Raw genomic sequence first — 16,208 nt, forward strand, 5'->3', positions numbered from 1 at the left:
AGCACCCAATGTACCAGCTTGCCCATTACAAGCGATGCCGGTTTTGTATCAAACTTGATACGTGCGCAAAACGCCACAAGTAGCGAGAGGCGGAAAAAAACGCCCCCGGTGCTGCCGCATCCGGGAGCGCTCAACAGGGAAGAAGCCGGGCTCGCATGCGCCCAGCACACACCGCAAACCGAAGGGTAGGCGCAGTGTGTCGCGACAGACGTCGAGACGAAAGCGCGCATTCCAATCGTAGAGAGCCGGTCATCGCGAAGCTTGTCCGGCTTGTATCAATCATTCCGCCGCAGGCTTGCCGAGCAGCGCCTTGAGCCCGGCCAGACGATCCTTCGGGCTCATGGCCGGAGTCTCGTCCTTCGGGGCGGGACTGTCCTCGAGCTTCATCTCGGCGATGAAACGCGACGGCTCGCACGCATACGTATCGCGGGCGCGCTTGCGCTTCCTGCACCAGCTGATCTGCAGACTGCGCTGCGCGCGCGTGATGCCCACATACATCAGGCGGCGCTCCTCCTCGATCTTCTCGTCGCCCATTTCCTCGTCCTCGCGCGAGTGAGGCAGGATGCCCTCCTCCACGCCGACCAGGAACACGTGCGGATACTCGAGCCCTTTCGACGCGTGCAGCGTCGACAGTCGCACCGCATCGGGATCTTCCTCGCGGCCTTCCAGCATGCTCATCAGCGCCACGGTCTGCGTAAGCTCGAGCAGGTTCTTGCCTTCGTCGCCGAAACCATCGGCGGTGTCGAATCCGGTGGCTTCGCCCTCGCCTTCCGGCTCGGGACGCGTGCCCTTGCGTTTGAGCCAGTCGAGGAATTCGAGCGTGTTGGTCCAGCGCGATTGCGCTTGCCGTTCGTCGAAGGTGTCGTAGAGGTAGGCCTCGTAGTGGATGCCTTCCATGAGATCGTCGAGCACCACCGTGGCCGGGTCTGTCTTCGCACGATCGGCCAGCCGTACCATCGACTCGCAGAACGTGCGCAGCGGCTCAAGCTGGCGCGGCTGCAGCTTCGCCTCGATGCCACCCATCATGGCCGCCTCGAACAGCGATACCTTGGCCTGGCCCGCGAACGTGCCGAGCACTTCGAGCGTGGTGTTGCCCACGCCACGACGCGGCGTGGTGATCGCGCGGATGAATGCGGGATCGTCGTCGGGGTTGGCGATCAGGCGCAGGTACGCGCAGATGTCCTTGATCTCGGCCTTGTCGAAGAAGCTCTGACCGCCCGAGAGCACATACGGAATGCGCTCGCGGCGCAGGATCTGTTCGAACAGCCGGGCCTGGTGATTGCCGCGATAAAGGATTGCGTAGTCACGGAACTGCGCGCGCCGCTCGAACTTGTGCGCGGACAGCCGGAATACCACTGACTCTGCCTCGTGCTCCTCGTCGTTCATCGGGTGGATCGCGATCGGATCGCCCATGCCGTGTTCCGACCACAGCTTCTTGTCGAACAGCTTCGGGTTGTTGGCGATCACCGCGTTGGCGGCTTCCAGAATCCGCACGGTCGAACGGTAGTTCTGTTCGAGCTTGACCACCTTCAGACTCGGAAAATCGGTCTGCAGCAGGCGCAGGTTGTCGAGCGTGGCGCCACGCCAACCATAGATCGCCTGATCGTCATCACCCACTGCGGTGAACGCCGGCGCGCGCAGATGCGAGCCACCGGCCAGCAGCTTGAGCAACTGGTACTGGCACGCGTTGGTGTCCTGGTATTCGTCGACGAGGAAGTAGCGCAGGCGGTTCTGCCACTTCAATTGCACGGCTTCGTCGCGCGCGAACAATTCGGCGGGCAGGCGGATCAGGTCGTCGAAGTCCACCGCCTGGTACGCGTGCAGCGTGGCCACGTAATTGCGATACACCATCGCGGCCTGGTGCTCGTCGGCATCGCTCGCCTGCGCGAGCGCCGTCTCCGGATCGATCATGCCGTTCTTCCACAGCGAGATCGTGCCCTGCACGCTGCGGATCAGCTTCTTGTCCGTGGTGCCAAGCTGCTCCTGCACCAGGCCGAAGCAGTCATCGGAATCCATGATCGAGAACTGCGGCTTCAGGCCAAGGTGCTCGGCTTCCATGCGCAGGATCTGCACGCCGAGCGAATGGAACGTGCAGACCGTGAGCTGCTTGAGCGGAATCCGCTTGCCCTCGCGCGTGGTCTTGCCCTCCATCAGCTTGCCGATGCGCTCCTGCATCTCCTTGGCCGCCTTGTTGGTGAACGTGACGGCGGCGATGTGGCGCGGCTCGAACCCCTTGTCCTCGATCAGGTGCGCGATCTTCTGCGTGATCACGCGCGTCTTGCCCGATCCGGCACCCGCCAGGACGAGGCATGGCCCGTCGAAATAGCGAACGGCTTCGGATTGCGCGGAATTGAGCCCGTGGGACATGTGATCTTTGATGAGGATTGGCCTGGATCGGCCGAAAAGGCGCGGATGAAGCACACCGGAGCCGGTGCGCCAAAGCTGGCGATGTTAACACGCGCCTCGTGTCACGCGCGTCGTGTCTGGTCGCACCCTGCACGTGTGTCGGAGACCGTCCTACGGCAAGCGTTTCGAGCCCGTAACAATCGTAAGCCGCAGGCACCCGGGGCACGGCATCGGCCTCTCACTTATCACAGCGTGCCGGTATGGCTGGCGCGCGTGGCAGTACTGCATGTCGACAACAAAGCACTGGAGGCCATATGACTACGTTCCGCACGATTTCGAAGCTCACACTGATTGGTGTCACGCTTGCTGCCTTTGGCGGCTGCGCCGACATGACGCCGAAGCAGCGCAACACGGCGATCGGCGCGGGCGTCGGTGCCGTGGGTGGCGCCGTACTGACCGAAGGCAGCGCGCTGGGCACGCTCGGCGGCGCCGCCGTGGGTGGCGTGATCGGTAACGTCACGACCAAGGGTCACTAAGGGTTGTCCCAGGGCCGCTCATCAAGGGCCTGTTACCGGGCGCGATGACGGCCACTGACAGGTTGGCGAGGGCCGCCCGCAACGGGCGACCACGCACGGGACCGGGCCTGCCGCACGAGGTTTGACAAAGGCAGAACGGTCCCGTACATTCACGCGCATCCGGCCGGGAGAGCGCGCAGCGATTGCGCCGCCGAAGGGGTATCACCCGAAAACTCTCAGGCACCATGGACTGGCTGGATCGGCATGCAACATGCACACAATGCATGCCGCACTCTGGAGAGCGACATCCGCTATTGCAAGGCAATGGTGAGCATGTCCACCGAAGGGGCGCACGAAGCACCACGCTTCGTAATCTCTCAGGTATCGAGGACAGAGGGGTCATCCGCGGCAGCGGACTGGTAGCGCATTGGCGCGACCGGACGCTGCGGCGGATGACCCTTTTTTCGTTTTCGAACCACGGTTTTCGAACCGAGCGCCCCCAAGGACATCCATGACGCTCCAGGCCACGCCCCTCAACGCCATCCACCGCGCCCTCGGCGCCCGCATGGTCGACTTCGGCGGTTGGGACATGCCCGTCAACTACGGCTCCCAGATCGAGGAACACAACGCGGTACGCGCCGACGCCGGCATGTTTGACGTCTCCCACATGTGCGTGGTGGACCTGAGCGGCATCCACGCGCGCGCCTTCCTGCGCGGTCTGCTGGCCAACAACATCGACAAGCTGCAAACGCCGGGCAAGGCGCTCTATTCGTGCATGCTCGATGAGAAAGGCGGCGTCATCGACGACCTGATCGTCTACTTCTTTGCCGAGGACCGGTTCCGCCTGGTGGTCAACGCCAGCACTGCCGTCGGCGACATCGAATGGATCCAGTCCCGCAACACGGCCACCGGCAGCGGCGTGACGATCACCCCGCGCCGTGGCGACCTGGCCCCGGCCTGCGTGAGCAAGCTGGCGATTGTTGCAGTGCAGGGCCCGAACGCGCGCCAGAAGGTGTACGACGCATTCCCGTCGACCCAGCCCGCCGACACGCTCAAGCCGTTCAACGCGGTGGTGGTGCACGACGCCGAGATGGGTGAACTGATGGTGGCCCGTACCGGCTACACCGGCGAAGACGGCTTCGAACTCGTTGTGCCGGCGGAGAACGTCGCGGGCATCTGGGAAAAGCTGTCCGCCTCGGGTGTGCGTCCCGCCGGACTCGGCGCGCGCGACACGCTGCGGCTGGAAGCCGGCATGAACCTGTACGGCCAGGACATGGATATCCACACTTCACCGCTCGATGCAGGACTGTCGTGGACCGTCGACCTGCAAAGCGAGCGCGACTTCATCGGCAAGTCGGCGCTGCTGGCCAGCGGCCAGCAAAAGACCTTCGCCGGCCTGATCCTGCGAGACAAGGGTGGCGTGCTGCGCGCGCACCAGAAGGTCATCACTCCGGCCGGCGACGGCGAAATCACCAGCGGCACATTCAGCCCGTCGCTGTCGCAGTCGATCGCCTTTGCCCGCCTTCCCCGCGACATTGCCCCCGGCACCGAGGTGCAGGTGGAGATTCGCGACCGCAAACTGACCGCGACTGTGGTTAAACTGCCGTTTGTGCGCAATGGCAAGGCACTCGTGAGCTGAGGCATCGCCCGGCTTCACACCAACGGTCGCCCTTACATCCCCCCGGCGGGCTAGCCAGGGGGATGCCTGAAACAAGAAACACACTGCATTCCGGAGAACCTCAATGAATTTCCCCGCTGACCTGAAGTACACCGAGTCGCACGAATGGGTGCGCGTCGAGTCCGACGGCACGCTGACGATCGGCATCACCGATCACGCGCAGGACGCGCTCGGCGACATCGTCTTCCTGGAACTGCCCGAAGTGGGCAAGTCGGTCGGCGCCGGCGACGCGCTTGCCGTGGTGGAATCGGTAAAGGCCGCCTCCGACATCTACGCCCCGGTGGCTGGCGAAGTGATCGCCGTGAACGAAGCCGCCTCGGCCTCGCCGGAATCGGTCAACGCCAATGCGTTCGACGCCTGGCTGTTCAAGCTGAAGCCGGCCAACAGCGACGACGTGAACGGCCTGATGAGTGCCGACGCCTACAAGGCCAGCGTCGGCGCCTGAGCCCCGACACCCCAACTGATTCGATGCCGCAAACGCGGCGGCCAGGCTGACCACCTGCCGCCGCGCCCCCACGAGATTCCTTGCCATGAACGCCCCGCTCCCCATGAACGCTGCCGCCCAAGGTGCCCGGCCCACGCTGGCCGAACTGGAGGCGCGCGACGCCTTCGCCGCCCGTCATATCGGCCCCGATTCCGCCGAACAGCAACACATGCTCAAGGTGCTCGGCTTCGAGAGCCGCGCCGCGCTGATCGACGCCGTGGTGCCCGCCGCGATCCGCCGCCGTGACGGCATGTCGCTGGGCGAATTCACCGCACCGCTGACCGAGGAGGCCGCGCTCGGCCGCCTGCGCGCGCTGGCGGGCAAGAACCGCGTGCTCAAGAGCTTCATTGGCCAGGGCTACTACAACACGCTCACGCCGGGCGTCATCCTGCGCAACATCTTCGAGAACCCGGCGTGGTACACCGCGTACACGCCGTACCAGCCCGAAATCTCGCAAGGTCGTCTGGAAGCGATGCTGAACTTCCAGCAGATGATCACTGACCTGACCGGCCTGGATATCGCCAACGCGTCGATGCTCGACGAAGGCACCGCTGCCGCCGAGGCGATGACGCTGCTGCAGCGCGTGAACAAGCACGCCTCGAACACGTTCTACGTGGCTGAAGACGTCCTGCCGCAAACGCTGGAAGTGGTTCGCACGCGCGCCCTGCCGCTCGGCATCGAGGTCAAGGTCGGCCCCGCCGCCGACGCCGCGCAGGCCCATGCCTTTGGCGTGCTCCTGCAGTACCCGGGCGTCAATGGCGATGTGGCCGACTACCGCGCGATTGCCGAAGCCGTGCACGCCTCCGGTGGCCGCGTCGTGGCCGCTGCCGACCTGCTGGCGCTGACGCTGATCGCCGCGCCGGGCGAATGGGGCGCCGACGTGACCGTGGGCAACTCGCAGCGCTTTGGCGTGCCGCTCGGCTTCGGTGGCCCGCACGCGGGCTACATGGCCGTGAAAGATGAATTCAAGCGCTCGATGCCGGGCCGTCTGGTCGGCGTGACGATCGACGCGCAAGGCAACAAGGCCTATCGTCTGGCGCTGCAGACGCGCGAACAGCACATCCGCCGCGAGAAGGCCACGTCGAACATCTGCACGGCGCAGGTCTTGCTGGCCGTGATGGCGTCGATGTACGCGGTCTACCATGGTCCACAGGGCCTCAAGCGCATCGCCCAGCGCGTGCATCGCCTGACCGCCACGCTGGCCGCCGGCCTGAAGACGCTGGGGCATACGCCGCTGAACGCTACGTTCTTCGACACGCTGACGCTGGAGACCGGCTTCAACACCGACGCGTTCCACGCATCGGCCACGGCCCGTGGCATCAACCTGCGCCACGTGGACGCCACCCGCATCGGCATTTCGTTCGATGAAACCGCATCGCGCGACGACGTGATCGCGCTGTGGGAAATCTTCGCGCACGGCAAGGCCGTGCCCGACTTCGACACGATCGAAGCCTCGGTGCAGGACGGCTTCCCGGCGACGCTGGCGCGCCAGAGCGCGTACCTCACGCACCCGGTGTTCAACACGCACCACGCCGAACACGAGATGTTGCGCTACCTGCGTGCGCTGGCCGACAAGGACCTCGCGCTCGACCGCACGATGATCCCGCTGGGCTCCTGCACCATGAAGCTCAACGCCACCAGCGAGATGATCCCGGTGACGTGGCCCGAGTTCAGCAACATCCACCCGTTCGCGCCGCTCGACCAGACCGTCGGCTATCGCGAAATGATCGACCAGCTTGAGGCGATGCTGTGCGCCGCCACCGGCTACGCCGCGGTGAGCCTGCAGCCGAACGCCGGTTCGCAGGGCGAGTACGCGGGCCTGCTGATTATCCATGCCTATCACGCGAGCCGTGGCGAAAGCCATCGCGATATCTGCCTGATCCCGTCGTCCGCGCACGGCACCAACCCGGCGTCGGCGCAGATGGCCGGCATGAAGGTGGTGGTGGTGGCCTGCGACGAGAACGGCAACGTCGATCTGGCGGATCTGGCCAAGAAGGCCGAGCAGCACAGCAAGAACCTGGCCGCGATCATGATCACCTACCCGTCCACGCACGGCGTGTTCGAGCAGGGCGTGCAGCAGATCTGCGACATCGTGCACAAGCACGGCGGGCAGGTCTACGTTGACGGCGCGAACATGAACGCGATGGTCGGCGTGGCCGCGCCGGGCCAGTTCGGTGGCGACGTGTCCCACCTGAATCTGCACAAGACGTTCTGCATTCCGCACGGCGGTGGCGGCCCGGGCGTCGGCCCGGTGGCGGTGGGCGCGCATCTGGCGGACTTCCTGCCGAACCAGGACAGCGTCGGCTATCGTCGCGACGAGAACGGCATCGGCGGTGTCTCGGCCGCGCCGTTCGGCTCGGCCAGCATCCTGCCGATTTCGTGGATGTATATCGCGATGATGGGCTCGGCCGGCCTGACCGCCGCCACCGAGAACGCGATCCTGACGGCCAACTACGTGGCCCGGCGTCTGTCGCCGCACTTCCCGGTGCTCTACACGGGCCAGCACGGCCTGGTGGCGCACGAGTGCATTCTGGATCTGCGCCCGCTGCAGAAGGCCACTGGCATCAGCAACGAGGACGTGGCCAAGCGCTTGATGGACTACGGCTTCCACGCGCCGACCATGAGCTTCCCGGTGCCGGGCACGCTGATGATCGAGCCGACCGAGAGCGAGGCACTGCACGAGCTCGACCGCTTCATCGACGCGATGATCGCCATCCGTGGCGAGATCGCGCGTGTCGAGGACGGCAGCTTCGATCGCGAAGACAACCCGCTCAAGCACGCGCCGCACACAGCAGCCGTGGTGGTCAGCGACAAGTGGAACCACAAGTACACGCGCGAGGAAGCCGCCTACCCGGTGGCATCGCTGCGCACGCAGAAGTACTGGCCGCCGGTTGGCCGCGCGGACAACGTGTACGGCGACCGCAATCTGTTCTGCTCGTGCGTACCGCTAAGCGAGTACGCTGAAGACTGAGGCACCTGCCTCTGCCTTAGCACGCGGCGGCGTCGGGGGACACTCCGGCGTCGCCGGCCGGAACCTGTGCCGGCGCCCCCTATTGGCGGCGCATTACCGGAGTCAGCCGTGGCAGTCAGCGTCTTCGATCTGTTCAAGGTGGGCATTGGCCCGTCCAGTTCGCACACCGTCGGCCCGATGCGCGCCGCCCTGATGTTTGCCCACGGGCTGGAGCGTGACGGGCTGCTGCCGCAGGTGGCAAGTGTGCGCGTGGAGTTGTATGGCTCGCTGGGTGCGACGGGCAAGGGACACGGCACCGACAAGGGCGTGATCCTGGGCCTGATGGGGGAAGCGCCGGACACGGTCGACCCGAACACCATCGACGCCAAGCTCGCCGCGCTACGCGCGAGCCGCCAGCTCTCGCTGCTCGGCACGCATACGGTGCCATTCGTAGAACGCGAACACATCGCGTTCTATCGTCGCGAGGCGATGGCCGAGCATCCCAACGGGATGAAATTCCACGCCTACGATACGGACGGCACCTCACTACGCGAGGCCCGCTATCTGTCCGTGGGTGGTGGCTTCATCGTCACGGCGGGCTCACCTAACACGCAGTTGCAAGCGGCCGAGCGCCAGTTGCCGCATCCGTTCCGCAGCGGACGCGCGATGCTCGACATGGCTCACGCCAGCGGCAAGTCGATTGCCCGGCTCATGCTGGAGAACGAACTCACGTGGCGCTCCGAGCAGGAGGTCATGGACGGCCTGCTCCACATCTGGGACGTGATGCAGCAATGCGTGGCACGCGGGTGCCGCACCGATGGCGAACTGCCCGGGCCATTCAAGGTGCGCCGCCGCGCGCCCGAGCTGTATCGCAACCTGACGGAGCGCGCCGAGCGCACCCTTTCCGATCCGCTTTCGGTCATGGACTGGGTCAACCTGTACGCAATCGCCGTCAACGAAGAAAACGCGGCGGGTGGCCGCGTGGTCACGGCGCCCACCAATGGCGCGGCCGGCATCATTCCGGCGGTGCTGCACTACTACGACCGCTTCATTCCGGGCGCGAACCCACAGGGCGCAGTGGACTTCCTGCTGACGGCAGGCGCGATCGGTCTGCTCTACAAGCTCAACGCGTCGATCTCCGGCGCGGAGGTCGGATGCCAGGGTGAAGTCGGCGTGGCCTGTTCGATGGCGGCCGGTGCGCTGGCGGCCGTGCTCGGGGGCACGCCCGAGCAGGTGGAAAACGCCGCCGAGATCGGCATGGAGCACAACCTCGGCCTGACCTGCGACCCCGTGGGCGGACTGGTGCAGATTCCCTGCATCGAGCGCAATGCCATGGCGGCGGTCAAGGCGGTCAATGCGGCGCGCATGGCCCTGCGCGGCGACGGCACGCACTACGTCTCGCTCGACTCGGTCATCAAGACCATGCGCGAAACTGGCGCGGACATGAAGACCAAGTACAAGGAAACCGCGCGAGGCGGCCTGGCGGTCAATATCGTGGAGTGCTGATTCCGGGTGCCTCCAGTTACCCACGCAGGTTGCAGGCACCGATGGCCGACGTATGATTGAGGCACCTTCGGTTTGCCAAAAACAACACGGCCATGCAGACCTTCCATCAGCTTTTCGACGAAACGTCGTCCACCTACACATATCTGCTGATCGACGCGGACACCCATGAGGCGGTGCTGATCGATCCCGTGGACCGCCAGTACGAGCGTGACCTCGGCGTGCTTGCAGACACCGGCGCCAAGTTGGCCTGGGTGGTGGAAACACATGCCCATGCCGACCACATCACCTCGGCGGGGCATCTGGCACAGCAGACCGGCGCCCACACGGCGGCGCCGTCGGGCTGCGACATCAAGCCCGCGCAGAAGCAACTCATCGACGGCGACACGCTCCGCTTCGGCAATCAGGTGCTACGGGCCATCCACACGCCCGGACATACCGCCGGCAGCATGAGCTATCTGTGGGAGGAGCCCACCACCGATGGCGTGGTGCGCCGCATCTTCACCGGCGATGCGCTGCTGATCGACGGCTGTGGCCGCACCGATTTCCAGTCCGGCGATGCGGGCACGCTGTTCGACAGCCTGACGCAAAAACTCTTCCGCCTGCCCGACGACACGCGTGTCTATCCGGCGCATGACTACAAGGGCCGCACCGAGTCCACGATCGGTCAGGAGCGCGCCACCAACAGCCGGGTGGCGGGACGTACACGCGACGAGTTCATCGTGATGATGCGCGGCCTGAACCTGCCCCGGCCAAAGCTGATCGACGTGGCCGTGCCGGCCAACCAGCAACTCGGTCTGATCACCGGCCGCGACGGGGAAAGTGTGCCGCACGGCGCGTGAGTTGAGCGCTGCGCAGCGTCGGCGCAGCGCCTTGCCTCAGCCGCCCCCCCACTGTTCGCAGGTCTGTCGCACCATATCGCGCAGGCTGTGCGCATCGCGATTGGCGGCGCGCACCCAATGCGCGTCGTTGCTGCGGCTCGCCGCCAGCGCGCGGATATTCGATAGCGCCTCCAGCGAGCCCAGTGCTTCCGCATGTGGCTCGAGCGCATCGCAGATCGACAGGATATGGTCGGCAATCGGCATCCGAGTCAGTTCATTCGGATGCACATACTCGCCCTCCAGCCCGAAGCGACACGCCTGGAAGCGGTTGAATGTGTAGACCAGATAGTCGTCTTCCTGCGGCATGAATGGCCGTGACAACAGCAGGTAACGCGCCAGCGCCTGGATATAGGCCGCGATGTCGCACGCGCGCTGCACGGTCAGTGGCGTGTCCATGACGCGAACTTCGATCGTGCCGAATTCCGGCTTGGGACGAATGTCCCAATAGAAGTCCTTCATGCTCTCGATCACACCGGTGGCGCGCATCTTGTCGAAGTACGCCTTGAAGGCGTCCCAAGTCAGCACGAACGGCGCGCGCCCGCTCATCGGGAATGCCGCCACCGAATTCAGACGGGCCGAAGCGAAACCGGTATCCACACCCTGCACATAGGGCGACGACGCGGCCAGCGCAATGAAGTGCGGGACGTAGCGCCCGATGGCGTGCAGCAGGAACAGCGACTCGTCGGGGCTCGGACACCCGATATGGACGTGCTGCCCAAACACCGTGAACTGCTTGGCCAGATAGCCGTAGAGTTCGGAGATGTACTGGTAGCGGGGCGAGTCGGAAATCGTGCGATCGGACCACACCTGGAACGGGTGCGTGCCGCCGCCGCAGATGCCGAGGTTCAAGCCGCGTGACGCATTGACCATCAGGTCCCGCATGACGCTCAGCTCCTCGAGCGCCTGCGCGTAGTCGTGGCAGATCCCCGTGCTGATCTCGATCATCGACGGACTGATCTCCGGCTTGATGTCGCCGGCATGTTGCGTGCCCCTGAGCGCCCGGAGCAGGTCCGGCGCGAACGGCGCGAGGTCATAGTCATGACGATTGACGAGCTGCAGTTCCAGTTCGACACCAAACGTCAGGGCTTCGGAATGCTTGAAGGGTTCGAGCGACATCAGCGCCCTCCGTTGTCACGCGCTTCGCTGACATAATGCAGCGCCCACGCCGCGATGACGGGTCCGAGCAACTGCTCGATCGCCAGCGCACACAGAATGATCGAAGCCAGCGGCGAGCCGGTTCCCGGATACAGCAAGGCGACGTCGTTCATCAAAAGATAGGCGAGTCCCGACATCGGAGCCAGCGCCAGCCCGAGCGCCGTGCACTGGCGCAGACTCAGGCCCGAGAACGACCCCAGCGATATCACGCCAACGAGCTTGGCAACGTGACGCATCACGACCAGCGCGATGGCCAGCATGCCACCCACCGCCCAGTCATGTGCCGTCAGCGGCAGGCCGAGCGAGACGATCATCACGATAATTAGCAGGCTACCCGCGCTGCCGAAGTGCGTGGGCCACACATGCGGCTGTCGGTCCTGATGCTTGAAGACCACGCCAGCCAGCATCAGCGAGAGCGGCATCGACAACTTCAGCACGCGCGTCAGCGCCAGCGCGAACAGGACCAGGCCAACCAGCACCAGGAAGCTGTAGTGATCGTCAGCGGACATGCGGGCGTAAATGGCATGGCCAACCTTGCCGACCACCCACGCCAGCAGGCACGAGCCAGTCAGCAGGTAGAGCGGATGCAGCAGCGCAGCGCCGATGTTGCCGTACTCGGAGTGCAGCCAGCCGGTGGCCACCTGCACGATGACGGCGGCGTAGATGCTGTTCAGGGCCGCCATGGCCATCAGCCGCTCGGTCACCTGGCCTTCGGCGCGCAACTCGTTCTTGAGCTGGAGCACGATGGTCGGCGACGTGCTGACCGCAATACCGCCCGCCAGAATCGCCACGGCCGGCGATGCGCCGAGCCACTGCAATACCGTGGACACCAGTCCCCAGGTCAGCAGGCTTTCCGCCCCGCTCGTGAACAGCAGCCAGCGGTTCGCGCGCAGCCAGGAAAACGACAGTCGATGGCCAAGCTCGAACAGCGCCAGCGCGAGCGCCATGTCGATCAGGATGCGCGTCTGCGCGATCATGTTCTCGTCGACGATGCTGCGTCCGAGCGTGCCCGCGAACAACCCCGCGGCCGCATAACCGACGATGCGTGGGAAGCCGAGCCAGCGGCGGCAGAGCTCGCCGGCCAGTCCCGCGCCAACCAGCGCGAGCCCGACCCAGAACAATCCGCTCGGGGCCAGTGGCAGGGATGGGAAAAGTTGGCTTAGTCCGTTCATGGCCGACATGGTAACGGAAGCACATGAACTTTCGTGTCGGGTGTTGTCCGACGCTTCTTTTAATACGCTTGCAACTTTCGGCTTCTTCCATTAAAAAACGCCATCTTCGCAGATGGCGTTTCCCCGGGGTTGGCAAATTCAGAATGGGCTCACACGCCCCAGACCTTCCATTTGGGACGCGTCGACTTCAGGCCGGCTTCCACCTGCGCGAAAAGACCCCGGGTGACACCCTTGTCACCCTCGAGCGCACGAGCCTTTTCGAACCAGGCAAGCGCCGTTTCGCGCTGCGCCATGCCTACGGCGGCCCGTACCGCCGTCAGCCAGGTTCTGGCATCCCAGTCATCCCGCGCGGCGAACGCAAGCTGAAAATCGGTCAGCGCTTCGGGAAAGCGCGCCAGGTCGACTAGCAACGCGGCCCGCTGCACGCGTGCCTGAGCCTGGCCCCGGCCATCGCGCTCGCCAAGCTGCACGGCTTGCTCCAGCAGCGGCAGCGCGCGGTCGTTGTCGCCAAGGTCACGCCAGATCTGGCCGAATCGACTGCATAGCCACGCGTCTTCGACCAGCATCGAGCGGCGCTCCAGCGCTTCGAGTTCGGCGCGCGCATCAGCACGGTCATGCTCGTCCATCGCCGCCATACCGGACTGGAGCAGCCCGGCATAGTGGGCGCGCGCGTGCGCCATGGCATGGGCGCCCTCGCTGCGCGCTTCCACCGGCAGTGCGTCGAGACGCGCATCCATATGCGAGATGGCCGCGCTGGCAGACTCGGTAGCCTCGCGGCCGCCAATCGCCGCCAAGGCCGCCACCAGACGGCTGAACACCCAGCTCACGTTGCCGGGATTGCGTTCCACCGGGTAGCGGTTCATGACTTCGCCGGCCAGGTCGACCACTTGCTGATGCTGGCCTGCCGCCGCGTGCGTGTCGAGCAGGTCGATCCAGTGGTCGATGAAATCGCTCGCCGCCATACCCTTGCGGTGCAACGCCAGCTTTTCCTCCAGATGCGCCTCGTCGGCAGGCAGCAGACGCGCCAGCAGACGGCACAGCAGCGAATAGAGATGAGGATCGGCATTGCCGCCGTGGCCGCGTGGGTCGCCTTCGCCTGTGGAAAAGTACGACTCAAAGCAAGCCAGGCCCTTGCGGCAGGCGGCCTCTAGCAGCGGCCTGAGCGTGGCCTGCGACGCCGGCACCTCGTCGATGAAGGCACCGAGTGCGCTGGCCGCATGGAAATACAGCGCGCCGTCGTCGGCGTCGGCCGTCAGCGCGAAGCCGGTCCATGCGGGTTGCGGCGCAGGCGCATTGGCCGGTGCGGCCGCGTTGAGCTGGTTGCGCAAGGTCAACACGCGTACCTGTGTCAGCGGATCGGCCTCCTGACGCAGATAGGTATCCATGTCATCGAGCGCACCCGCCGGATCACTGCCCAGACGCAGTGGCGCGCGCAAACGGCGTGCCTCGGGGTGGTCGGCTTGCTCGGCCAGCACTCGTTCGGCCTGCATGGCAGCGAGCGCATCGCCCTCGGGCGGTGTCAGATCGAGCAGTTCGGGGGAATCCAGCGCGATACGTCCCAGGCAAACGCGCAGCAGCGGCTCGCCCAGTTGCCCGGCGGCATCGCAACGCGCCACGTAGTCCTGCACCAGCGGGAGAATGTCACCCGCGCCCAGGTCCGGCGCGCGATAGAGCAGATCGTGCCAATAGCGGCCCGCCAGGGCGAAGTCATTGAGGCGGAGCGCGACGAAGCCGGCATAGAAATGCGCCGCCCATTCGCCTGTGGCCAGCCCGTTGCGGCGCGCCGCTTCATGCATCCACGGCTGCGCCTCGGTATCACGCCCTTCGCGCATCAGCAGCGTGCCGTAGATATGGGCCAGCGCGCCACGTGACGCCCAGCGGTGCACTGGCGCCAGCGACAGCGAAGGCAGGCGTTCCATCGCCTCGTCCAGCGCGGCCAGCGCGCCAGGCACATCGTCGCGATCGGCATGCAGTTGCGCGCGCAGCGCTGCATAGTCCACCACCTCAGGGTGTGCCTCCCAGAGCTGGTCGGCCACCTGCAGCGCCTCGTCGTGGCGCCCGGCATTGGCTAGCGCGATCGCGTGCTCGTAACGGACATCCTGCACGGTCGGTTCCTTCTCAAGAATTCAGCAAAAGCGGAATTATGCGCTAACCGCGGGAATCACCCGGGAAAGAACAGCGGGGATTTCGGGCCGGTTCCCGCCGCCCAACAAAAAACGCCACCACGGGCCGGGCCCGGGTGGCGTCTGGTATCGCGCGGCGCGCTGGGCGGAGGAAAGCCGTCCGGCGCGCCGATGCGGGCTGGCTTACTTGCCGCCCACGGTCTGCAGCACGGTCCACTTGCCGTCAGCCACCTTGTAGACGGTGATGCCGCCGTCCTTCAGGTCGCCGCGGGCATCGTAGGCCAGCGTCTTGGTGGTCACGCCCTGCATGTTGGTCGCAGCCAGCACCGGCAGGTAGCGCGCCGGATCGGCCGAGCCGGCCTTGATCATGGCCGTCATCATCGCGGTGGCGCCGTCATAGGCATACGGCGAGTAGGTCTGCACCTTCGAGCCGAAGCGCTTCTCGTACTTCTTCTCATAGGCCACGCCACCCGGCATCTGGTCCAGCGGCAGGCCGGCCAGCGACACCACGGTGCCATCGGCTGCCGGGCCGGCCAGCTTCAGGAAGTTGTCGGTCTTGGACATTTCGCCCGACACCAGCGGCGCCTTCATGCCCAGTTCCTTCACCTGCTTGGCCATCGGGGCCGACTGCGTCTCGGCGCCGCCGTAGAAGATGATGTCCGGGTTGGCGCGCTTGATGTTGGTCAGCACGGCCTTGAAGTCCACGGCCTTGTCGTTCGTGAACTCACGGCGGACGATCTTGCCGCCAGCGGCCTTGGCCGCCTTCTCGAACTCGTCGGCCAGACCCTGGCCGTAGGCCGTGCGGTCATCGACGATGGCGATGTTCTTGGCGCCGAGCTTCTTCACCACGAAGGCGCCGATCACCGAACCCTGCTGGGTGTCGGACGTCATCATGCGGAACGTGGTCTTGAAGCCCTGGCGGGTGTACTCAGGCGCCGTGGCCATGGCGATCTGCGGAATGCCGGCGCGGTTGTAGACCATCGACGCCGGGATGCTGGTGCCCGAGTTGAAGTGGCCGAGCATGCCCTGGATGCCCGCGTCCACGAGCTTCTGCGCCACTACGGAACCGGTCTTCGGGTCGGCTTGGTCGTCCTCGGAGACCAGCACGAACTTGACGTCCTTGCCGCCAATCTTGGGCTTGGTGGCGTTCATGTCCTCGATGGCGAGGACGATACCGTTCTGCATGTCCTTGCCATACTGCGCCTGGCCACCGGTCATCGGGCCGGCAAAGCCCAGCTTGATTTCCTGCGCCTGGGCAAATGCGGCCGAGGCGGCGGTCAGGCCGGCTACGGCCATGGCAACGGTCATCGCCGTCTTGCGGAATGTCGAGCTCATCAGTTCTCCTTGGGTCCCATAGGGTGCCATATGGTGCCGGTGTCGGCATGTTCGCGGACCGGCGTT

At 65.4% G+C, this 16,208-nt stretch carries 11 protein-coding genes and 2 riboswitches; of the genes, 6 read left to right on the forward strand and 5 right to left on the reverse strand.

The window, feature by feature from the left end:
- Positions 1 to 279: 279 nt before the first annotated feature.
- Positions 280 to 2,367, reverse strand: a complete 2,088-nt coding sequence (locus RMET_RS17480) for a UvrD-helicase domain-containing protein (RefSeq protein ID WP_011517908.1) — start codon at positions 2,365 to 2,367, stop codon at positions 280 to 282.
- A gap of 293 nt (positions 2,368 to 2,660) precedes the next feature.
- Between RMET_RS17480 and RMET_RS17485 the strand changes: the two genes are divergently transcribed.
- From RMET_RS17485 to RMET_RS17510, 6 genes are all read left to right on the forward strand, one after another.
- The gene (locus RMET_RS17485; RefSeq protein ID WP_011517909.1) at positions 2,661 to 2,882 is read left to right on the forward strand and encodes a glycine zipper 2TM domain-containing protein; all 222 of its coding nucleotides are present in this window, start codon (positions 2,661 to 2,663) and stop codon (positions 2,880 to 2,882) included.
- 154 nt (positions 2,883 to 3,036) lie between these two features.
- Positions 3,037 to 3,124, forward strand: a riboswitch (glycine riboswitch).
- A gap of 21 nt (positions 3,125 to 3,145) precedes the next feature.
- Positions 3,146 to 3,265, forward strand: a riboswitch (glycine riboswitch).
- Positions 3,266 to 3,372: 107 nt separating this feature from the next.
- Positions 3,373 to 4,500, forward strand: a complete 1,128-nt coding sequence (gene gcvT, locus RMET_RS17490; protein WP_011517910.1) for a glycine cleavage system aminomethyltransferase GcvT — start codon at positions 3,373 to 3,375, stop codon at positions 4,498 to 4,500.
- Between the two features lie 103 nt (positions 4,501 to 4,603).
- The gene (gcvH, locus tag RMET_RS17495) at positions 4,604 to 4,984 is read left to right on the forward strand and encodes a glycine cleavage system protein GcvH (RefSeq protein ID WP_008647396.1); all 381 of its coding nucleotides are present in this window, start codon (positions 4,604 to 4,606) and stop codon (positions 4,982 to 4,984) included.
- An 85-nt stretch (positions 4,985 to 5,069) separates the two neighbouring features.
- Positions 5,070 to 7,994, forward strand: coding sequence for an aminomethyl-transferring glycine dehydrogenase (gcvP, locus tag RMET_RS17500; protein WP_011517911.1), 2,925 nt, complete (start codon positions 5,070 to 5,072; stop codon positions 7,992 to 7,994).
- Between the two features lie 108 nt (positions 7,995 to 8,102).
- Positions 8,103 to 9,479 (forward strand): L-serine ammonia-lyase, encoded by a 1,377-nt coding sequence (locus RMET_RS17505; RefSeq protein WP_011517912.1) that lies wholly within the window; start codon positions 8,103 to 8,105, stop codon positions 9,477 to 9,479.
- 92 nt (positions 9,480 to 9,571) lie between these two features.
- Positions 9,572 to 10,318, forward strand: coding sequence for an MBL fold metallo-hydrolase (locus RMET_RS17510; protein WP_011517913.1), 747 nt, complete (start codon positions 9,572 to 9,574; stop codon positions 10,316 to 10,318).
- Between the two features lie 36 nt (positions 10,319 to 10,354).
- Here RMET_RS17510 and RMET_RS17515 read toward each other — a convergent pair whose 3' ends face one another.
- The 4 genes from RMET_RS17515 to RMET_RS17530 form a co-directional block, all read right to left on the reverse strand.
- Entirely contained in the window at positions 10,355 to 11,473 is a 1,119-nt protein-coding gene (locus RMET_RS17515) for a YbdK family carboxylate-amine ligase (protein WP_011517914.1), read from the reverse strand.
- A complete protein-coding gene (locus tag RMET_RS17520) occupies positions 11,473 to 12,693 on the reverse strand; it encodes a cation:proton antiporter (protein ID WP_011517915.1) in 1,221 nt (406 codons plus the stop codon). Before RMET_RS17520 ends, RMET_RS17515 begins: the two co-directional genes overlap by 1 nt.
- Positions 12,694 to 12,833: 140 nt before the next feature.
- A complete protein-coding gene (locus tag RMET_RS17525) occupies positions 12,834 to 14,789 on the reverse strand; it encodes a hypothetical protein (RefSeq protein ID WP_011517916.1) in 1,956 nt (651 codons plus the stop codon).
- A gap of 201 nt (positions 14,790 to 14,990) precedes the next feature.
- Positions 14,991 to 16,142 (reverse strand): branched-chain amino acid ABC transporter substrate-binding protein, encoded by a 1,152-nt coding sequence (locus RMET_RS17530; protein ID WP_008647384.1) that lies wholly within the window; start codon positions 16,140 to 16,142, stop codon positions 14,991 to 14,993.
- Between the last annotated feature and the right edge of the window lie 66 nt (positions 16,143 to 16,208).

The organism is Cupriavidus metallidurans CH34 (assembly GCF_000196015.1).
Taxonomy (GTDB): Bacteria; Pseudomonadota; Gammaproteobacteria; order Burkholderiales; family Burkholderiaceae; genus Cupriavidus; species Cupriavidus metallidurans.